Source organism: Streptomyces sp. NPDC087300 (genome assembly GCF_044744425.1).
Lineage (GTDB): Bacteria > Actinomycetota > Actinomycetes > Streptomycetales > Streptomycetaceae > Streptomyces.
This window is the reverse complement of the sequence record NZ_JBIUYI010000001.1, coordinates 71,549-90,533: the sequence shown is the minus strand read 5'-3', so window position 1 is coordinate 90,533 and position 18,985 is coordinate 71,549. Positions and strand designations below refer to the sequence as shown.

The window sequence follows — 18,985 nt, the reverse complement described above, 5'->3', positions numbered from 1 at the left end:
CATGACTGAGAACCACGACGCGATCGTCACCGACCCGAAGCCGGAGGAAGTGACCGGCTGCCCGGTCGCGCACGGTCGTGCGCCGCATCCGACGCAGGGCGGCGGAAACCGCCAGTGGTGGCCCGAGCGGCTCAACCTGAAGATCCTCGCCAAGAACCCCGCCGTGGCGAACCCGCTCGGCGAGGAGTTCGACTACGCCGAGGCGTTCAAGAGCCTCGACCTGCCGGCCGTGAAACGGGACATCGCCGAGGTCCTGACGACCTCGCAGGACTGGTGGCCCGCCGACTTCGGCAACTACGGCCCTCTCATGATCCGGATGGCCTGGCACAGCGCGGGCACCTACCGCATCAGCGACGGCCGCGGCGGCGCCGGTTCGGGCCAGCAGCGCTTCGCGCCCCTCAACAGCTGGCCGGACAACGCGAGCCTCGACAAGGCCCGCAGGCTGCTGTGGCCGGTCAAGAAGAAGTACGGCAAGAACCTCTCCTGGGCCGACCTGCTCGTCCTCACCGGCAACGTCGCCCTGGAGCAGATGGGCTTCGAGACCTTCGGCTTCGGCGGCGGCCGCGCCGACGCGTGGGAGCCCGACGAGGACGTCTACTGGGGTCCCGAGACCACCTGGCTCGGCGACGAGCGCTACACCGGCGACCGCGAGCTTGAGAACCCGCTCGGCGCGGTCCAGATGGGCCTCATCTACGTCAACCCCGAGGGCCCCAACGGCACTCCGGACCCGATCGCCGCGGCCCGCGACATCCGGGAGACGTTCCGCCGGATGGCGATGAACGACGAGGAGACGGTCGCCCTCATCGCGGGTGGCCACACCTTCGGCAAGACCCACGGCGCGGGCCCGGCCGACGCGGTCGGCGACGACCCCGAGGCCGCCCCGCTGGAGCAGCAGGGCCTGGGCTGGAAGAGCTCGCACGGCACCGGCGTCGGCGCCGACGCGATCACCAGTGGCCTCGAGGGCATCTGGACCAACACCCCCACCGAGTGGGACAACAGCTTCTTCGAGATCCTCTTCGGGTACGAGTGGGAGCTGTTCAAGAGCCCGGCGGGCGCGCACCAGTGGCGGCCGAAGGACGGCGCGGGCACCGACACCGTGCCCGACGCCTTCGACGCGTCGAAGAAGCACGCCCCGACGATGCTGACGACGGACCTCTCGCTCCGGTTCGACCCGGCGTACGAGCAGATCTCGCGGCGCTTCCTGGAGAACCCCGCCGAGTTCGCGGACGCCTTCGCCCGTGCCTGGTACAAGCTGACCCACCGTGACATGGGCCCGGTCGTGCGCTACCTCGGCCCGGAGGTCCCCGCCGAGACGCTGCTCTGGCAGGACCCGGTCCCCGCGGTGACGCACGAGCTGGTGAACGCCGAGGACATCGCGTCCCTCAAGGCGAAGATCCTCGCCACGGACCTTACGGTCGGCCAACTGGTCTCCGTCGCCTGGGCGTCGGCCGCTTCCTTCCGCGGCAGCGACAAGCGCGGCGGTGCCAACGGCGGACGCATCCGCCTGCAGCCGCAGAGCGGCTGGGAGGTCAACCAGCCCGACCAGCTGGCGAGCGTCCTGCGCACCCTGGAAGGCGTCCAGGAGTCCTTCAACTCCGCCCAGAGCGGCGGCAAGCAGGTCTCCCTCGCCGACCTGATCGTCCTCGCGGGCACCGCCGCCGTGGAGCAGGCCGCCAAGGACGCAGGGCACGACGTCCAGGTCCCCTTCACACCGGGCCGTACGGACGCCTCGCAGGAGCAGACCGACGTGGAGTCCTTCGCCGCGATGGAGCCCGCGGCCGACGGCTTCCGCAACTACGTCGGCAAGGGCACCCGCCTGCCCGCCGAGTACCTGCTCGTCGACAAGGCGAACCTGCTCAACCTGAGCGCCCCCGAGCTGACCGTCCTCGTCGGCGGACTCCGCGTCCTCGGCGCCAACCACCAGCAGTCCAAGCACGGCGTGCTGACCACCAGCCCCGGCACGCTGACGAACGACTTCTTCGTCAACCTGCTCGACCTGGGTACGACGTGGAAGTCGACGTCCGAGGACGCGACCACGTTCGAGGGCCGGGACGCGGCCACCGGCGAGGTCAAGTGGACCGGCACCCGTGCCGACCTGGTCTTCGGCTCGAACTCCGAGCTGCGGGCGGTCGCGGAGGTCTACGCGAGCGACGACGCGAAGGAGAAGTTCGTGAAGGACTTCGTCGCGGCCTGGGACAAGGTCATGAACCTCGACCGGTTCGACCTCGTCTGACCGTCGCGACCGGGCTCGCACGGCTGAGCCCGAGCGGTTCATGAAGCTGCCGCACGCCCGCCGGCGTGCGGCAGCTTCCCCCGCAGGAGGCCCGTCCGGCGGCGTCCGGGCGGAGGGGGCCGGGCCGGGCCCCGCGCTCCGCCGGGATCACGTACCCCGGCGGCCTCCACCGCGAGGACCCCTCACGGTTCCTCGCGCATCTGTGATTCGTCGTCGAAGGCTTTGCGGATTGCCGCCGAGCGGCCCTCTCTCGGTGCCGCTCTCTCAGTGCCCGCCCACGCCCTCGGGCGCCCGGCGCGGCAGCAGCCGTACGGCGGGCAGGCACGCAGCCGTCACCGCGAGCACGACGATCAGGCTGACCTTCATCGCGTGGGCCGGCGCTCCCGCGTGGAAGTAGACCGTGGTGACGACGGCCGAGCCGAGCCCGTTGGCGAGCTGCTGGATCGCGGTGAGCGAACCGCTCGCGCTGCCCGCCTCGTCGCCCGCGATGTCGCCGAGCGCGATGTCGAAGATGGTGCCGAAGCAGCAGCCCATGCCGAGCCCGGTGAGGAACAGGGCCGGGGCCATCGCCCACAGCGTCGTACCGGTGCCGTGGGAGAGGACGAGGACGAGCAGCCAGCCCGCGCCCGCGAGGGTCAGCGCCATGCCGATGGCGATCAGGTCACGCCCCAGCTTCCCGGTGAGCCCGCCACCCATGCTCACGAACGCGGCGACGATGATGCCGACGGTCAGCGGCAGCAGCCCGAGCGAGGCGTCCGAAGGGCTCGCGCCGAGGCCCTGCTGCATGAAGAGCGAGACGACGTAGAGCAGTCCCGACGTCACCGCGAAGTAGAGCAGGCCGACGAACAGGCCTGACGTGAAGCCCCTGTTGTGGAACAGCGAGGCCTTGATCAGAGGCTCGGCCGCGGTGCGCTGGCGCCGCGCGAACAGGACCAGGAAGACCGCGCCGACGGCGAGCGAGCCGAGCGACAGGGCGCCCCAGCCGTTGGTCGAGCCCTCGATGAGGCCGAGCATCAGACCGAACATGGTCCCGGCGAGCAGCGCGGAGCCCCGGCCGTCGACGGTGAGCGAGCGGTCGCCCGCGTCCCGGGGCAGCAGCTTCGCGGCGGCGAACACGCCGAGCGTGCCGAGCACGACGTTGATCAGGAAGATCGGCCGCCAGGAGAGTCCGGCCAGGTCGGCGTCGATGAGGAAACCGGCGAGGATCGGGCCGCCGACGGTGGCGAGACCGAGCAGCGGGCCGAAGAGGTTGAACGCCTTGCCCATCTGCTCCCGCGAGAACGTCCTGGTCATGATGGCCATGCCCTGCGGTATCAGTACGGCTCCGAAGGCGCCTTGCAGCACGCGGGCCACGACCAGCAGTGCCGGGTCGGGAGACAGACCGCAGACGGCGGAGGCCAGCGTGAACCCGGTCATGCCGATCAGGAACAGGCGGCGCTGCCCGAACTTGTCGCCGAGCCGTCCCCCGACGACGAGCAGCACGCCCATCGCCAGGGCATAGGCGGACCCCAGCCACTTGATCAGGCCTTCGCCGCCGCCGATCTCGCCGACGATCGTCGGCGCGGCGATGTTGGTGACCGTTGAATCGATCATGTCGAGGGCGTCGGCCAGCAGGACGAGCCCCAGGATCAGCCAGAAGGCGGTCTTGGAGAGGCCCTGCGCGAGGGCGGGTGAGGTGGCTTCCGGCGGCCGGGAAGCGGCCGGTGCCGAGGACGAGGACGTCATGGCGAGCTCCTTGTACGGGTGAGTGGGCTGGGAGGGAGAGGGAGTCACCGGGCGCGACGGCCTCCATTTCAGAGAAACATAGCCACTACGAAAACGCAATGACTACGACTTTGAAGCGACTAGGGGGTCGCGGCTATGATGGAGCCATGACGACCCAGCCGCGCAGCCAGGACCCGACGCCAGGACGCCGCGAACGCAAGAAGGCCGCCACCCGCAAGGCGCTGTCCGACGCGGCCCTGCGCCTCTTCCTGGAGCGGGGCTACGACCAGGTGAAGGTCGCCGAGATCGCCGCGGCGGCGGACACGGCGCTGACCACGCTCTTCGCCCACTTCCCCGGCGGGAAGGAAGCGCTGATCCTCGGCGACAGCGCCGAGCGCGAGGCCTCCCTGACGGCGGCGGTCCGCGAGCGCGGAGCGGGCCGGTCGATCCTCGACGCCCTGCACGCCTTTCTCGCCGGACGCGGCACGTTCGCCGGTGACCTCGGCCCCGACGAGCGCCGCAAACTCGACCTGATCGTCGCCACCCCGGCCCTGCGGCGCTACGCCCGCACCCTGTGGACCGACTGCGAGGGCGCCCTGGCCGAGGCGATCGCACGGGAGACGGGCCGCGCCGCGGACGACGTCTCCGTACGCATCGTGTCCCGCTACGTACTGGAGATCCCCGACCTGGCGGGCCTGGACGCCGAACCGCTGACGGCGCTCGGCACCGCGTTCGACCACCTCAGGCGCGGGTGGCCCGACCTGTGAGGCGACCCGGTCCGTGCGGCGCCGACCGGCCCGCCGTGCCGCCGAGTTGATCGGATCCGCCCGGCGAGGAGAATGGGCCGATGCTGATCATCGCGGACCGCATCCTGACGGACACCGGCACCTACTTGGAGGACGGTGCCGTCCTCGTCGACGGCGACACGATCACCGCCGTCGGACCGAAGACGGACATCGCCCGGCAGGCGGACCCCGACGTACGCCAACTCGCCCACTCCGGCACGGTGTTGCCCGGACTCATCGACTCCCATGTCCACCTGATCTTCGACGGCGGCACCGACCCCGTCGCCGGACTGCGGGAAGGCGACGAGGTCCTGTACGACCTGATGTGCCGGCGCGCCGAGCAACTCCTGCGGTCCGGCATCACGACCGCGCGCGACCTCGGGGACCGGGGCGGCCTCGCCTTCCGGGTCGCCGCCGAGATCGAGGCGGGACGCCTGGCGGGCCCGCGCATCCTCGCGGCGGGCACCCCGGCGACGCCGCCCGGCGGGCACTGCCACTTCCTGGGCGGCGAGGTCTCGGGCGAGACGGCGGTACGTGATCTGGTGCGGCGCAACGTCGAGGCGGGCGCCGCCGTCATCAAGGTGATGACCAGCGGGGGAGGCCTGACCAAGGACGGCCCGCGCAGCTGGCAGAGCCAGTTCTCGCCCGGGGAGCTGACGGCCCTGGTCGACGCGGCGCACGCCGCCGGACTGCCGGTCGCCGCGCACGCCCACGGCGCCGACGCGATCGCCGAGGCGGTCGGCGCCGGGGTGGACACCCTGGAGCACTGCACCTGGATGACCGAGACCGGCTTCGACCTGCGCCCCGACGTCCTGCGGCGCATCATCGACGAGGACATCGCGGTCAGCCTGACCGTGAGCCCGCACTGGCGGATGCTGCCGAAGGTCTTCGGCGAGGAGCGCGCGGCCGTCATGTTCGACCAGGTCCGGCAGATGATCGAGGCCGGGGCGAACGTGATCGTCGGCACCGACGCGGGAGTCCAGCGCACCGGATTCGACGGCCTGCCCGGCGCCCTGCCCTTCTACGCGCACCTCGGCGTCCCGAACGACCGGATCCTCGACATGGCGACACGCCGCTGCGCCGAGGCGCTCGGCGTCGGCGACCTGACGGGCCGTATCGCGCCGGGCCTGCGAGCCGATCTGCTCCTCGTGGAGGGCGACCCGTTGAAGGATCTGGACGTGTTGGCGGGGGCGAGGACGGTCGTGGCGGCGGGGCGCGTGGTGGCATAGCCGTACGACATGCCCACCTGCCCACACGGCACCGGGCGGCTAGCCGGACTCGTTCAGATAGGCCAGGACCGCCAGGACCCGACGGTTGCTGTTGTCGTCGTCGGTGAGGGAGAGCTTGCCGAACAGGGACGTCGTGTACTTGCTGATCGCGCTGTCGCTGAGGAAGAGGCGCCGGGCGATGGCCTGGTTGGACAGGCCCTCGGCCATCAGACCCAGTACCGCGTGCTCGCGTTCGGTGAGGTGGTCGAGGCGGCGGTGGGAGGAGCCGCTGGAGAGCAGTTTGGCGATGACTGCCGGGTCCATGGCGGTGCCGCCCGCCGCGACGCGTTCCAGGGCGTCGATGAACTGGTCGGCGTCGAACACGCTCTCCTTGAGGAGATAGCCGATCGCCCCTGTCCCGTCGGCCAACAGCTCGCGGGCATAGAGCTGTTCGACGTACTGGGAGAGGATCAGGACGGGCAGGCCCGGCAGTCGGGCGCGGGCCGCCAGTGCCGCGCGCAGGCCCTCGTCCGACTGGGTCGGCGGCATGCGGACGTCGATGACGGCGACGTCGGGCCGGCTGGTGAGCAGCGCTTCGAGCGTCTCGGGTCCGGTGGTCGCGGTCGCCACCACCTGATGTCCGTACGCCTCGATCAGGCGGACCATCCCGTCCCGCAGGAGGTAGAGGTCTTCGGCTACGACGACGCGCATGGCACCGCCATCCTGGCACGCGTCGGACCACCCGCGGGACTGCTGATGTCCAGGGTGCCGTCGAAGACCGCGAGGCGGCGGCGCAGCCCCGCGAGCCCGCCGTCGGGCCGCACCTCGGCACCGCCCCGGCCGTCGTCCTCGACCGAGACGACGATGCCGTTGTCGTCCCGCGTGATGGAGACGCGCACCCGGGTCGCGTGGGCGTGCTTGACCGCGTTGGTGAGCAGTTCGGCGGTGCCGAAGTACACGGCGGACTCGATCGGCGGGTCCAGGCCGAGCCGGTCGCCCGCGCTGACCGTCACGTCGAGCGGACTGTCCAGGGCGAGCGCGCGGACGGCGTCGACGAGGCCGCGGTCGTTGAGTACCGGCGGATTGATTCCCTTGACCAGTTCGCGGAGTTCGCTCAGCGAGGTGGCCGCTCCGGTCCGCGCCTCCCGCATCAGCGCCCTGGCCTGCCCGGGATCGGTCTCCATCAGCTTCTCCGCGGTCGCGAGGGAGAGCCCGAGCCCGACCAGACGGGCCTGCGCCCCGTCGTGCAGGTCCCGCTCGATCCGGCGGATCTCGGCGGCCTGCGCGACCGTCGCGTCGGCGCGCTGCGCGGTCAACTGGTCGACCCGCTCCGCGAGTTCCATCGCGGGGGACGGACGCAGGAAACGTACGGCCACGGGCTCGACGCACCGCCAGGCGTACGGGGCTGAGCCGATGCCCACGGCCAGCGCGGCCACCCCGAAGAGGCGTGCGGGGAGCGAGGGTTGGGCGAGGCCGAAGGTCGCCGCCGCGAGACCGGCGGGCGGGACGGCCGCGAGCAGGCCCGCAGCGAACGGGGCGACCGCCGTGAACCGCAGATCGCGCCAGTTGGCGGGGTCGTTCCAGCGCAGCCGCCACCGCTGATCAAGGCGGGCGTCACGGCTGGTCTTCTCGTACGAGAAACCGTTCCACCAGTACCCGGTGGACATGAGCACCACCGGAGGCGCCTGCCGGTAGCCGGGCGTGATGACGGTGTCCGTCCAGCGTGCGACGAGGAGGCGGAACATCCCGCAGACCGGACGGGACAGGGCGAGGGTGCCGACCGGGGCCACGAGCGGGACGGGCGCCCATGACCACGGGTTTCCCGGCCCCCAGAAGACCGCGAGCGCCACCGTGGCGGCCCACACGGCAGGGACCGCCATGCTGAGGGCCACCACGACGCACGCCCGTATGAGTCCCACCCAGGCGCCCACCGCCCACGATGCCGCCCGCCTTGTGTCCATGCCTTCCCACTTCCTCGCTGCGCCCCAAGGACGCGCCGACCCGGCCGGTGCGGCTCGGTGGCTCCCACTCTGCACCGCGCGGGCCGCTTTCCCCGCCGGACCGGGTCAGAAGTGGGGCTAGCCCCACCTCGTCGTACGGCCGGACCCCGCCCGAAGGACAACCGTGTGGCCGGTTCCGTGGCCACGCGCCCCGGACCGGGCATAAGTTACTGAGGATGACACGGTGACTACAGCAGGGAGAGGCTGTGGCGAAGAGGGTTGGGCCGAGGGCGGGCCGATTACGAGCGGTGCGGTGCGCGGCCGTCGCGGGAGCGGCGATCGTGGGACTGGCCGCGTGCGGTGGTTCGTCCGGGGAAACGGAGAGTACGGAGAGCGCACGAGACTCGAAGGGCGCGCAGGACAAGGGAAGTTCGGCGCAGGGGCCCGACGCCGCCGACACCTCGGCTCCGCGCTCGTCGGCGTCCTCCGCCACCCGGGCCACCCAGACCAGTGTGGTGTTCACGCCCGCAACACCCCAGAAGGCGGGGGTCCTTGAGACCACGGCGGACCTCATGCGCCACCGGGCCGAACTGCTGGGCCTGAAGAACGCACACGTCGCCGTCTTCGGCGGCGGCATCACGGCGACAGCGCCCGGCAAGGCCGAGGAGAAGCTCACGGCGCTGGGCGAACAGGCCAGGCTGGAGTTCCGGCCGGTCCGCGGCGAGAGCGCCGCGACCGCGGACCGGTGCCCGGCGGCCACCGCGCCCGCCACCGAACCGCTCACCGCCTGCTCCACCAAATCCGGCAGCGTCCCGGCCAACCGGTACGAACTCGGACCCGCCGCCGTGCGGGGCGGCGACGTCTCCTCCGCCCGCGCACGCTACGACGAACAGGGCGGGAGCGGCTGGCTCGTGGACATCGCCTTCACGAACCGCGGCGCGCAACGCTTCACGGACCTCACCACCGAACTCTCCCGGCAGCAGCCGCCCACGAACGAGGTGGCGATCGTCCTCGACGGCCAGGTGCTCTCCGCTCCCTCGGTCAGTTCGACGATCCCCAACGGAAAAGTCCAGATCTCGGGCACCTTCACGCGCGCGTCCGCCCGCGAACTGGCCGCGCTCCTCTCCGCGGGAGCCCTCCCCGTCGACATGAAGGTGTCGAGTGTGACCGACATCGACGACGCGGCCACCGGCCGCGACGCGAGCACCGGGGACTAGACGGTCACCCGCCGATCCGCCCCGCGTCCGCGCTGATCAGTCCGGTCTCGTACGCGACGATCGCCACGCGCGCGGGGATGCTGGTCATGTAGGAAAGGGAACGCACGCACCGGTCCCGTGGCGGGCCGGCCGATCGCTCAGCCCGTCGCCGCGCCGAACCACTTCGACAGCTCGTGGGCCAGGCCCTCCTGGTCCTCGCCGACCCACACCACGTGACCGTCCGGACGCAGCAGTACCGCCGGTGCGTCCAGTTCCTCGCAGGTGTCGGTGACGTGGTCGACGCGGTCGGTCCAGCCGTTCACCGAGAGCCGGCCCGTCCGGTCGAGCAGCAGGGCGCGGCCCTCGTGGAGCAGCTCGTAGAGACGCCCCTGCTTCAGCTGTACGTCGCGCATCCGGCGGCCCAGCAGCTCGTGGGCCCCGTCGCCGGCGCCGAGGTCGTAGCGGATGTCGACCGCGGTGATGATCCCTGTGACGTACCGGTTCACCTCCTCGAAGTCCATCAGCTTCGAGAACAGCTCCCGCAGCGCGGTCGGACCCGGGTCGGTGCCGAGGAGGGTGATCTGCGCGCGGGTGTTGTCCAGGACGCTCGCGCCCACCGGGTGCCGTTCGGCGTGGTAGGTGTCGAGGAGTCCGTCGGGCGCCCAGCCGTTGACCGCCGCGGCCAGCTTCCAGCCCAGGTTGAACGCGTCCTGCACGCCGAGGTTCAGGCCCTGCCCGCCGGTCGGTGGGTGGATGTGCGCCGCGTCGCCGACCAGGAACACCCGGTCGACCCGGTAGCGCTCGGCCTGCCGCGTCGCGTCGCCGAACCGCGAGAGCCAGCTCGGCGAGTGCACGCCGAAGTCGGTGCCCGCGACCGCGACGAGCTGCTTCTTGAAGTCGTCGAGGGTCGGCTCGGCCGCCCGGTCCTCGGCCACTCCGTCGGCGGGCACGACGATGCGGTACAGCCCCTCCGTGCTGGGCGTGACACCGAAGCGCAGCTGCGTCTTGGTGACCTCCTTGACGACGGCGGCGATCGTCTCGGGCTCCTCGGTCACCGCCATCTCGCCGAGCAGCGTCTCGACCGTCGCGGCCACGCCGGGGAAGTCGACGCCGATGAGCTTGCGCACCGCACTGCGGCCGCCGTCGCAGCCGACCAGGTAGCGCGCACGCAGCCGCGTCCCGTCCGCCAGCTCGACGTCCACCCCGTCCTCGTCCTGACCGACCCCGACGACCTCGCAGCCGCGCCGGATGTCCGTGTCGAGTTCGGCCGCACGCTCGCCCAACAGCCGCTCGGTGAGCGGCTGCGGCGTGGCGACACCGTAGGCGTGCGCCGTGTCCAGCTGCTCGGGCCACGGCTTCATGATGCCGCCGAAGAGCCCCCCGACGCTGTACGTCTCGCTGACCGCGAGGAAGCGGTCGAGCAGGCCACGCTGGTCCATCATCTCGACGCTGCGCGCGTGCAGTCCCTGGCCGCGGGACTGCTTGGTCGGCTCGGTCAGCTTCTCCAGCACGACCACGTGCACCCCGGCCAGCCGCAGCTCGCAGGCCAGCATCAAGCCGGTCGGTCCACCACCGGCGATGATCACGTCGATCAACGCAACCCCCCATTTCGCTTGCTCTACGACAGGTGTTTCCTCGAAGCCGCATCCGCGGATCCCGGCTTCGGCCGATGATTCTGCGCCATCACCCGGGCCTTGCCGCAAGGCCCCCTGTCAGCTATAAATTAAGCACGGCAAGGAGCGGTTGACCTCCTTGTCCTTCTTTATGTCGGCTCCCGGGCCGAGCGGCAGGTGTCGCAGGTGTGCCCCCCCGTAGGCGGGCGAGGCCCCGCGTGGACGGCTGATTGTCAGGCCCTCCTGCCACGATTCGTTCATGGGATTCTTCGACGACTTAGTGCTGCCGGAAGAACCGTGGGGGGACCGGGGCGAGCCGGTCTTCCTCGGAGCGCCGGACGAGGACGCGTACGCCGGGCGGGAGCGGCCGCCCGCCGGATGGTTCGCGCCCGTCCTGGTCGCGCAGCCGACCCTGGCCGGTGCCGGGCCGGAGGCCAGGGTGATGGTCGTCGGGTGGTCGGTGTGGCCGGGTTCGGTGACGCTGCATCTGGCCGTGCACCGGATAGCGCACCGGCAGGAGCGGGGGAGTGCCCGTCAGTCGGGCCTGCGCGTGGGCCTGTCGCTGGCGGACGGTCGTCGGGTGACCTCGCTGGACGGGGCGGAGCCGCCGGTGGAGGTGGTCGGGCCGCCGGGGCTGCTCGACGCCCATGTGTCCCGGGGGCAGGGGCGTCGGTGCGGGCTCATTCCGCTCGACCCCGGCGCGGGCGCGTCGTGGAGCAGTCCGTTGAAGGACGACGTGGACCTGTACCTCGCGGAGCTGCCGCCCTCGGGGACGACGCGGCTCGTCGTCGAGTGGCCGGACGAGGGCATCGCGGAGACCAGCACTCCGGTCGACGCCGACGCCCTGCGTTCCGCGGCCGCCAGAGCCGTAGAGGTGTGGCCGGAGCTGAGGACGCAGGAGCCGCCGCTCCAGCCGGAGCTGCGCGCGTTCTTACGGATGGGCGGGCCACGGAACTTCCTTGCCCCACCGCTCTCCTGGCTCCAGCGCCACACGCTGCGCGAACTGGAGAAGACACGGCAGCGCGAGGCGCCCCGGGCGGACTGGGAACACATGCGGTACGACGACTGGCGCGACGCGGCGCTCATCCGCACCAGACTGGAGAGCGGCGCACCGGCCGACGCCCACGCCTGGGCGGGGGCCACACCACTCAACCTGGCGGCGGAGCGCGGCAGTCCGGAGGCCGTCGCCGCGCTGCTCCCGTACGTCAGCCAGGTCGACGCCCCCGACACCGAAGGGCACACCGCACTCTGGCACGCCGCCTGCAACGTGGACGGGGAGAGCGTCCGCGCGTTGATCGCGGCGGGTGCGGACGTATGGACACCCCAGACCGGGACCTGGTCCCCGGGCCGGCTGCTCCTGACCACGCCCCTCGCCCCACTCGTCGCGGACCTGCCGGACGCGGTGGCGCTGCCGCCCGACGAGGTGGCCGCCTTCCGTGCCGCGGACGAGCTCATCAAGGCGTATGGGGAAGGGGAGTTGTGGACCGAGGGGCTCGGCGTCGCCTTCGTCCGTGACCTGGATGAGGACGAGGTCATCCGGCGGCTGGGGCAGGAGCCGGGGCGGTTCCCCGTGAGGGAGGCGCGGCGGGATGAGGACCCCGACTCCGACTGCGACTCTGGGTGCGACCCCGACCCCGACCCCGACCCCGACTCTGATTCTGAGTTCGACTCCGACTCCGACTCCGACGACTTCCTGCGCTTCGTGGGCGTGACCGGTGTGCCGGGCGTCCCAGGCAGCCCCGGTGGCTGCGTCATCACCCAGGAGGGCTACATGCCCAGCGACGACGCGCTGTTGCGCGCGGTGACGCCAGGTACCACCGCCTACGGGCTGTACTTCAACCCCAAGGGCGGCACGCACGGAATCCTGGCCCGCGATGGCGACATCGTGGACAGCGAGGAGATCGGACTCCCACCGGACGAGTCGGCCCCGCCCGCCCACTGGCACTTCCGCTTCTGGCAGAGCGGCCGCCACTTCCCGCACGCGGCCACCGAGTTGGCGTACGCGTGCGCGGCGGCCGGGCTCCAGATAGGTGACGGCAGCGTGCGCGCCGCCCTCAACGCTCCCCGGCGCCGGGTGGAGCTGCCCCCGGAGCTGCAACGCTGACGGGGGAAACTCCCTTGCCGGACCCATGCAGCGAAGCCATGATCGCGGGATGGTTTCGACTCTCCCTCCCGACGGCCGCGCCGGAATCGACGCCGCGCTCGTACGGCGCCTCGTCGCCGTGCAATTCCCACAGTGGAGCGGCCTGTCCGTCACCCCGGTCGAGGTCGACGGCTGGGACAACCGCACCTACCGCCTCGGGGACGACAAGACGGTGCGGCTGCCCACCGCCGCGGGCTATGTCCCCGCCGTCGACAAGGAGAACGACTGGCTGCCGCGCCTCGCGCCGTCGCTGCCGGTCGCCGTCCCGCCCGTACTGGCCAAGGGCGAACCGGGAGAGGGCTACCCCTACCCCTGGTCGGTGCGCGGCTGGCTGACGGGGGAGACGGCGGCCCGGGGGCACATCGACGACCTGGACCAATTCGCCGTGTCCGTAGCCGAGTTCCTGCTGGCGCTTCAGCGCTGTGACACCGCGGGAGGGCCGGAGGCCGGGGAGCACAGCTGGTACCGGGGAGCCTCGCTCGCCCACTACGACGCGGAGACCCGCCGCTGTCTGACCGCGCTGGAGGGGCGGGTCGACACCGAGCGGGCCGCCGCCGTGTGGGAGGCCGCGCTGGCCGCCGAGTGGGACGGGCCGCCGGTGTGGTTCCACGGCGACATCGCCTCGGGCAACCTGCTCGTCCAGGACGGCGAACTGACCGCCGTCATCGACTTCGGCACCTCCGGTGTGGGCGACCCGGCCTGCGATCTGGTCATCGCCTGGGGCATGTTCGACGGCGAGAGCAGGGAAGCGTTCCGCCGGGCCGTCGCCCAGCCCGCCGCGACCTGGGCGCGCGCGAGGGGCTGGGCGTTGTGGAAGGCCCTGCTCGTCCTCTCCGAGTGCGTCGACACCGACGAGGAGAAGGCCGGAGTCAACCGTCGCGTCATCGAGGCGGTCCTGGCCGACCACGACGACTTCGCCACCGCGCGGGTCCGTGCGCGCACATCCCTCAGCCCGCCGTCCACCGCCTGAGCTTCTCGGGGTTCCGTACGCCCCACAGGTTCGTGATCCGGTCACCGGCGAAGTCGAATGCCAAGACCGACAAGGTGACGCCGTCCTGCTGGATCACCAGACCGGGCTGGCCGTTGACCGTCCGCTCCAGGATCGTCTGGTGTGCCGTCAGACCGATGGTGGCGGTCAAGTAGCGCGCGATCCGCTCGCCGCCGTAGACGGGGTGCGGCGCCGCGTTCACCACGCCGCCGCCGTCGGCGAGAGCGGTGGCTTCCGGGTCGAGGAGGCCGACGAGGGCGTCAATGTCCTTGGCCTCCCAGGCCAGTCTGAAGGCCCGGACGATGTCGGCGCGCCGGGCCGAGGGTGTCGCCGGGACGGGCGCGCGCGAAGCGCCGATGCGGCGGCGGGCCGACGAGGCCAGCTGACGGCAGGCCGCGGGCGTCCGGCCCACGACGTCGGAGACCTCGGCGAAGGAGTAGCGGAAGACGTCGTGCAGGACGAACGCGACGCGCTCGGCGGGCGTCATCGACTCCAGCACGACCAGGAACGCCATGCTGACCGACTCGTCGAGCGTGACGCGGTCGGCGGGGTCGGCCGTCCGCCCGGCGGGACGCCCGCCGATCCACTCCGTGGCGTCGGGCACCGGCTCGGGTATCCACTCGCCCACGTACGTCTCGCGCCGGGCGCGCGCCGAACCGAGCTGGTCGAGGCAGATGCGGCCCGCGACCTTGGTGAGCCAGCCCCCGGGTGACCTGACGGCCTCCTGCTGCTGGGGCGACATCGCGTACCACCGTGCGTACGTCTCCTGCACGACGTCCTCGGCGTCGGCCACGGAGCCCAGGAGCCGGTAGGCGACATTGATCAACTGGCGCCGCTCGCTGATGACCGCGCCCAGGTCCGGGTCGATCAGGTCACCCGTGCCCGGCTCGGATGGTGTGCTCATGCTGTCGCTGCTCCTTCGCCCGTCCCTGCTGCTGCCGCTGCGGCCGATGCCCGTACGACAGCAGCCTTCACACGTGCGACAGCTGCCGTCCCCTGTGCGGCAGCTGTCCTCACCCACACGACGAGACAGCCCTCCGAAATGTGAGGTGGCCACGGCGCCGCACGTCCCGGGAGGCCGTGCGCCTGACATTCCGAGGGGCTGCCTCGTCGTACTCCTGGGCGAACAAGCGACCGAAGGAGTCCATCATGCGGACCCGTATCGACTTCCACGCCAACCCGGTCGCGGCCCGGGACCGGGCGTGAGGCCACGGTGTTCACCGACGCCGAGCGCGCCGCCCTGAAATCCAGGACACCTCACGCGGACCGAACACCCCTCACCTCTCCAGGAGCAGCCTCATGTCCACCATGACCGGGTTCGACGAGCTGACCGGCGACTACGTCCTTGACGCCGCCCACACCAGGATCGGGCTCGTCGCCCGGCACCGGATGGCGTCGAGAGTGCGCGGGGAGTTCGAGGCGTGCGAGGGCGGCGTGCGGGTGGACGGCGAGGATCCGTCCAGGTCCGCCGTGCGGCTCACGGTCCGGACGGCGAGCATCCGGACCGGGGATCAGCGGCGTGACGCCATGCTCCGCACGTCGTTCCTCGCGGCGCCCGACCACCCCGACATGACCTTCACCTCGACCGAGGTCCGGCAGGTCGACGAGACCGCGTTCGAGGTCACGGGTGATCTGACGCTGCGCGGTGTGACCAGGCCCGTCACCGTGGAGGTCGAGCTGACCGAGGCGCAGGAGACGGGGGAGGGGGTCCGGCTGGGCTTCAGGGGCGGCGCCACCCTCGACCGGAACGACTGGGGCGTGAACTGGAACGTCCTCACGACGGCCCTCGTGAGCCCGCTCGTGGTGCTCGAACTCGACGTCGTCGTGGTCCGGCGGACGGAGGCCGCCGGGTAGGGGCGGGTTCTCTCCCATGGGCCGGGCTCGATCCGCCATGGGCCGGGCTCGATCCACGCAATGGGAACATATGGCTAGGGTGATCCAATGCCCCTCGTCGAAATCACCTACGCGCCGCACGTCGCCGAGACGACGCTGCGCGAACTCGGTTCCTCGCTCCCGCACTTGGTGTCCCTGGCCGTGGAGTGCCCCGAAGAGCCCTATGACGGGGACCTCCAGCCGGGCGACGTGGAAGTGCGCTTCCGGCAGCTCGGTCCCTTCGACCGTAGCGGCCTGGACTTCGTGATCGAGATCCGCTCCAAGTACTTCGAGAGCAGGGCCGCCGACCGCCAGGACCGCGTGGACCGGCTGTACGAAGGCGTCGCGGCAGCCACCGGTCTGGACGACTTCGGCATCTATCTGTCGCTGCCGGTGGCGGCCTGGGCACAGGGGGACTGACGGGGCCTCTGAACGCGTCCTCCAGCGGTTGTCCTGCAACTCGTGGGCCAGGGGCGGATGCCCCTGGAGGACACCGTCGAGCGGTGGCTGCCGGGCGTGGTCCCCACTGGGCCTGGCGGACACGCGCGTGCCGCGCAGGTGCCCGTTCATCCGGGGGCCGCACGCGCGGGGCTATGCCGGGTTCGGCGACGGTCCGGGCGGTGGCATCGGCAAGGGTGGCGGCGTCGGTCCCACCGGCCCGGGGGCAGGCCGTCGTCGAAGATGCGCGGTCCACCGCCGAGGAAGACGGGGAAGACCGTGAGCGCGAGTCGGTCGACCTGGTCAGCGGCGAGCAGTGCCTTGATGACGCTCGCGCTGGAGAGCACGAGGATGTCGTCTCCCTCAGCCGCCTTGAGGTCCGCGACCACCTCAGCGGTCGGCTTGTCGACAATCGTCGTCCGCTCCCAGGGAGCCTCACCGGCGAGGGAGGAGGAGAGGACGACCTTCTCGGCGTCGACCAGCCACCACGCGAACCGCCGCTCGTCACGCGGTTCGACACCCTCCATGCCGATGACGGTGGGCCAGAACCCGAGGAAACCCTCGGCGTTGACCCGCCCCAGCAGGGCCGTCGTCGCCGACTCCCAGAGGCCGGTCAGGTGATCGCGGGCGACATCGGTGTGCGCGTACGGCAGCACTCAGCTCATGTCCTCGGGGTGATCGGCGCGGGCGTAGTGGCCGTCGAGGGAGACGCTCATGTTGGTGACGACCCTGCGGCCGCCGGGCGGCCGGGTGAGGTGCGAAGGTTGTGTCATCGCGTGCTCCTGGTGTCGTTGCCCGTGGTGGTACGGGCGCCATGCCCGGTGTTGTCGGGGAGGCCGCGCGGGTCGCCGGTGCTGGGTGCGGTCCTCGTGAGCGTCGCCATGAGCTTGTCGAGGCTCTGGCCGAAGCCGATCTCGATGCCCGCGATGAAGTCCGCGGAGTCCACGGTGCTGCCGGTGACCCGCAAGCGGACCTCCAGCTCCGTGCCGGTCCCGGCGGGCCTGAGGACGTAGTCGATGTGACTGGTGAAGGCGAGACGTCCGTCGGGGAGCAGCGGCGCCAGCCTGTACGCGAGGTGCTCGGCGGGCCGTACGTCGTCGACAACTCCCTCCGCGCGTCCGGCGACCGGGTCCGATGCGCCGGTGTCCTCGGCATCGCGGTACTCGTGGACGATCCGCGCACCCGGCCGCGCCTCGAAGACGAGCTCCGACACGCGGAGATCGTCGGGCGTCCACCAGCGGGCCAGCAGGGTGGGCTCGGTGAGGTGGCTCCAGACGAGTTCCGGACGCGCGTCGAGCGACCGGCGGAAGCCGAACGAACGGCCGTCGGCCCACCCCGACGCGTCCGCGGCGAGCCGCTCCGTCTAGAGGCTGAGCCCATAACGGCCAAAGGTCGTGCGTGAACCATCTGCCTGGTCGGCGGTGTCCGCGAGTTGGCAGAGCGCGGCCGCGAGATCGCGCGAGGGAGCGGGCCGGAGCGCTGGGCGGTGACGGGTCCATCTGCGCCGCCCCCAGGAATCGGCGGACGAGATCCGCCGATTCCTCGGAGGCGCATCACTCGGCGAAATCAGTACGTGAAGGTCGTCATGACCGCGAGATGGTCTGAGGGCCAATTGGAGCCGCCACCCACGGTGGTCGAGCTGACCGCGTCCAGGGTCGAGCCCTTGTACTGGATGAAGTCGATGCGGTCCTGGGGCTCCGGCTTGCCGTCGGTCTCCTTGACGACGGGCGACCACGTGTTGCCGGGGCGCGCGGCCTCGTCGGGGTTCACCTCCCGGTAGGAGTCCCAGTAGCCCCCGTCCGCGAAGGCCTTGGTGGTGGGCCAGGTGACCACGGAGTTGCAGTGGGCGGCCTTGGTGTCCTGCGTCCAGTCCAGGTGCGAGGGGGAGTTGAAGTCGCCCGCGACGATGGCGGGGCTCGAACCGGCCCACTTGACGATGTCGGCCGCCTGCTTTCCGCGGTTGGCCTCGTCGGCGTAGATGGTCTCGTAGGAGTCGTTGTCCCAGCAGGCGTTGTAGGGACCGTACTTGGTGTAGTCGAGATGCGCCGAGTAGATCCAGAAGCCCTTGATCTTGGCGGCGACGACTCCGTTGCCGGTTCCGGTCCAGTCCTCCTGGTCGATGGGGTGGCGGGAGACGATGTCGACGTGGGTGCCGGTGGCGGTGGTGTACCAGCCGAGCTTGTCGGCGATGCGCTGAGCAGAGTCGCCGTCGTTCTCCTGGAGGGCGACGACGTCCGCGCCGGAGTCGGTTATCGCCGTTGCGATCTTGTTGATGCCGTCGGGGACCTGGCTGCCGCCGTGCCAGGTGTTGAAGGTCATCACCTTGAGGGTCTGCGCCGAGGGCGCGGAGGCGAGGGAGGCGGAGGCGGATGCGGAGGCCGGGGAGGCGGCGACCAGGGCGAAGGCCGCGGTGGCCATGGTGAGTCTGAGGGGCGTGAGTGTGTTCATGCGTGCTGGCCTACCCGGAGACGGACGGATGCCGGGCGGCCGGCGTGTGAACGGATCATGGAGATCGCACGGGGCGGCGCGGCGGGGTGGGGCGAGTCGGGGCGGAACGGGATGGATGGGACGGGACGAGCGAGTCGCATCGGCCAGGTCGCGCTGGGCGGGTCGGTGGAGCCGGGGGAAGCCTCGTCCAGTGGTGAACTGGACGAGGCCCGAAGGTAGTTGGTGACGTGCGCTCGGAGCCGGAGCCGGAGCCGGATGGGGGAGTGGGTGTGGGTGTGGGGGCCCGCGCCGATCCCCGGCCCCGGCGCGGGTCCCGGCCCCGGTCCCGGCCTCAACCCCAGGCGTGGTCCGGTCGGGTGCCGGACTGGCCCCCTGGAGTTTGGCCAGGCCCTAACCGGCCTACCCCCAGCCCTCAAC

16 protein-coding genes are annotated in these 18,985 nt (G+C 71.5%); 8 read left to right on the top strand and 8 right to left on the bottom strand.

The window, feature by feature from the left end; translation table 11 throughout:
• Position 1 precedes the first annotated feature (1 nt).
• Positions 2-2,233 carry a catalase/peroxidase HPI gene (gene katG / locus ACIO9J_RS00390; RefSeq protein WP_401990138.1) on the top strand — a complete coding sequence of 744 codons (2,232 nt, stop codon included), beginning with the start codon at positions 2-4 and terminating at the stop codon, positions 2,231-2,233.
• A 264-nt stretch (positions 2,234-2,497) separates the two neighbouring features.
• On the opposite strand, the gene ACIO9J_RS00385 is transcribed toward katG, so the two are convergent.
• Positions 2,498-3,958, bottom strand: coding sequence for an MFS transporter (locus ACIO9J_RS00385; RefSeq protein WP_401990135.1), 1,461 nt, complete (start codon positions 3,956-3,958; stop codon positions 2,498-2,500).
• Between the two features lie 146 nt (positions 3,959-4,104).
• On the opposite strand from ACIO9J_RS00385, the gene ACIO9J_RS00380 reads away from it, so the two are divergent.
• Together ACIO9J_RS00380 and ACIO9J_RS00375 are read left to right on the top strand one after the other, a co-directional pair.
• The gene (locus ACIO9J_RS00380; RefSeq protein WP_401990132.1) at positions 4,105-4,704 is read left to right on the top strand and encodes a TetR/AcrR family transcriptional regulator; all 600 of its coding nucleotides are present in this window, start codon (positions 4,105-4,107) and stop codon (positions 4,702-4,704) included.
• 80 nt (positions 4,705-4,784) lie between these two features.
• A complete protein-coding gene (locus ACIO9J_RS00375) occupies positions 4,785-5,951 on the top strand; it encodes an amidohydrolase family protein (protein ID WP_401990129.1) in 1,167 nt (388 codons plus the stop codon).
• Between the two features lie 39 nt (positions 5,952-5,990).
• On the opposite strand, the gene ACIO9J_RS00370 is transcribed toward ACIO9J_RS00375, so the two are convergent.
• Entirely contained in the window at positions 5,991-6,641 is a 651-nt protein-coding gene (locus ACIO9J_RS00370; RefSeq protein ID WP_401990126.1) for a response regulator, read from the bottom strand.
• Positions 6,626-7,891 (bottom strand): sensor histidine kinase, encoded by a 1,266-nt coding sequence (locus tag ACIO9J_RS00365; protein ID WP_401990123.1) that lies wholly within the window; start codon positions 7,889-7,891, stop codon positions 6,626-6,628. Before ACIO9J_RS00365 ends, ACIO9J_RS00370 begins: the two co-directional genes overlap by 16 nt.
• A gap of 245 nt (positions 7,892-8,136) precedes the next feature.
• Here ACIO9J_RS00365 and ACIO9J_RS00360 point away from each other — a divergent pair, with 245 nt between their 5' ends.
• Complete coding sequence (locus tag ACIO9J_RS00360; RefSeq protein ID WP_401990120.1) at positions 8,137-9,087, top strand: SecDF P1 head subdomain-containing protein; 951 nt, start codon at positions 8,137-8,139, stop codon at positions 9,085-9,087.
• Between the two features lie 137 nt (positions 9,088-9,224).
• Here the strand turns inward: ACIO9J_RS00360 and rox are convergent, their stop codons facing one another.
• Positions 9,225-10,661: a rifampin monooxygenase gene (gene rox, locus ACIO9J_RS00355; RefSeq protein WP_401990117.1), complete on the bottom strand. Its 1,437-nt coding sequence runs from the start codon at positions 10,659-10,661 to the stop codon at positions 9,225-9,227.
• 277 nt (positions 10,662-10,938) lie between these two features.
• Here rox and ACIO9J_RS00350 point away from each other — a divergent pair, with 277 nt between their 5' ends.
• Positions 10,939-12,783 carry an ankyrin repeat domain-containing protein gene (locus tag ACIO9J_RS00350; RefSeq protein WP_401990114.1) on the top strand — a complete coding sequence of 615 codons (1,845 nt, stop codon included), beginning with the start codon at positions 10,939-10,941 and terminating at the stop codon, positions 12,781-12,783.
• Between the two features lie 49 nt (positions 12,784-12,832).
• Positions 12,833-13,792: an aminoglycoside phosphotransferase family protein gene (locus ACIO9J_RS00345; RefSeq protein ID WP_401990111.1), complete on the top strand. Its 960-nt coding sequence runs from the start codon at positions 12,833-12,835 to the stop codon at positions 13,790-13,792.
• Here ACIO9J_RS00345 and sigJ read toward each other — a convergent pair.
• Positions 13,770-14,714 carry an RNA polymerase sigma factor SigJ gene (gene sigJ / locus ACIO9J_RS00340; RefSeq protein ID WP_401990109.1) on the bottom strand — a complete coding sequence of 315 codons (945 nt, stop codon included), beginning with the start codon at positions 14,712-14,714 and terminating at the stop codon, positions 13,770-13,772. The two genes, ACIO9J_RS00345 and sigJ, sit on opposite strands and share 23 nt — an antisense overlap.
• A 395-nt stretch (positions 14,715-15,109) precedes the next feature.
• On the opposite strand from sigJ, the gene ACIO9J_RS00335 reads away from it, so the two are divergent.
• Both ACIO9J_RS00335 and ACIO9J_RS00330 read left to right on the top strand, forming a co-directional pair.
• Positions 15,110-15,664 (top strand): YceI family protein, encoded by a 555-nt coding sequence (locus ACIO9J_RS00335; protein WP_401990106.1) that lies wholly within the window; start codon positions 15,110-15,112, stop codon positions 15,662-15,664.
• Positions 15,665-15,751: 87 nt separating this feature from the next.
• Positions 15,752-16,102, top strand: a complete 351-nt coding sequence (locus tag ACIO9J_RS00330; protein WP_401990103.1) for a hypothetical protein — start codon at positions 15,752-15,754, stop codon at positions 16,100-16,102.
• 146 nt (positions 16,103-16,248) lie between these two features.
• Here the strand turns inward: ACIO9J_RS00330 and ACIO9J_RS00325 are convergent, their stop codons facing one another.
• The 3 genes from ACIO9J_RS00325 to ACIO9J_RS00315 all read right to left on the bottom strand — a co-directional run bounded on the left by ACIO9J_RS00325 (position 16,249) and on the right by ACIO9J_RS00315 (position 18,568).
• Positions 16,249-16,776, bottom strand: a complete 528-nt coding sequence (locus ACIO9J_RS00325; protein WP_401990100.1) for a dihydrofolate reductase family protein — start codon at positions 16,774-16,776, stop codon at positions 16,249-16,251.
• Between the two features lie 113 nt (positions 16,777-16,889).
• Positions 16,890-17,366, bottom strand: coding sequence for an SRPBCC domain-containing protein (locus ACIO9J_RS00320; RefSeq protein WP_401992966.1), 477 nt, complete (start codon positions 17,364-17,366; stop codon positions 16,890-16,892).
• Between the two features lie 320 nt (positions 17,367-17,686).
• Positions 17,687-18,568 (bottom strand): endonuclease/exonuclease/phosphatase family protein, encoded by an 882-nt coding sequence (locus ACIO9J_RS00315; protein WP_401990097.1) that lies wholly within the window; start codon positions 18,566-18,568, stop codon positions 17,687-17,689.
• Between the last annotated feature and the right edge of the window lie 417 nt (positions 18,569-18,985).

What these genes read in the sequence shown, in the direction of transcription:
- ACIO9J_RS00385 (WP_401990135.1), bottom strand. Translation starts at nt 3,958, where the DNA reads ATGACGTCCTCGTCCTCGGCACCGGCCGCTTCCCGGCCGCCGGAAGCC.
- ACIO9J_RS00365 (WP_401990123.1), bottom strand. Translation starts at nt 7,891, where the DNA reads ATGGACACAAGGCGGGCGGCATCGTGGGCGGTGGGCGCCTGGGTGGGA.
- ACIO9J_RS00335 (WP_401990106.1), top strand. Translation starts at nt 15,110, where the DNA reads ATGTCCACCATGACCGGGTTCGACGAGCTGACCGGCGACTACGTCCTT.
- ACIO9J_RS00380 (WP_401990132.1), top strand. Translation starts at nt 4,105, where the DNA reads ATGACGACCCAGCCGCGCAGCCAGGACCCGACGCCAGGACGCCGCGAA.
- ACIO9J_RS00350 (WP_401990114.1), top strand. Translation starts at nt 10,939, where the DNA reads ATGGGATTCTTCGACGACTTAGTGCTGCCGGAAGAACCGTGGGGGGAC.
- ACIO9J_RS00345 (WP_401990111.1), top strand. Translation starts at nt 12,833, where the DNA reads ATGGTTTCGACTCTCCCTCCCGACGGCCGCGCCGGAATCGACGCCGCG.
- sigJ (WP_401990109.1), bottom strand. Translation starts at nt 14,714, where the DNA reads ATGAGCACACCATCCGAGCCGGGCACGGGTGACCTGATCGACCCGGAC.
- ACIO9J_RS00330 (WP_401990103.1), top strand. Translation starts at nt 15,752, where the DNA reads ATGCCCCTCGTCGAAATCACCTACGCGCCGCACGTCGCCGAGACGACG.
- ACIO9J_RS00370 (WP_401990126.1), bottom strand. Translation starts at nt 6,641, where the DNA reads ATGCGCGTCGTCGTAGCCGAAGACCTCTACCTCCTGCGGGACGGGATG.
- ACIO9J_RS00315 (WP_401990097.1), bottom strand. Translation starts at nt 18,568, where the DNA reads ATGAACACACTCACGCCCCTCAGACTCACCATGGCCACCGCGGCCTTC.
- katG (WP_401990138.1), top strand. Translation starts at nt 2, where the DNA reads ATGACTGAGAACCACGACGCGATCGTCACCGACCCGAAGCCGGAGGAA.
- ACIO9J_RS00375 (WP_401990129.1), top strand. Translation starts at nt 4,785, where the DNA reads ATGCTGATCATCGCGGACCGCATCCTGACGGACACCGGCACCTACTTG.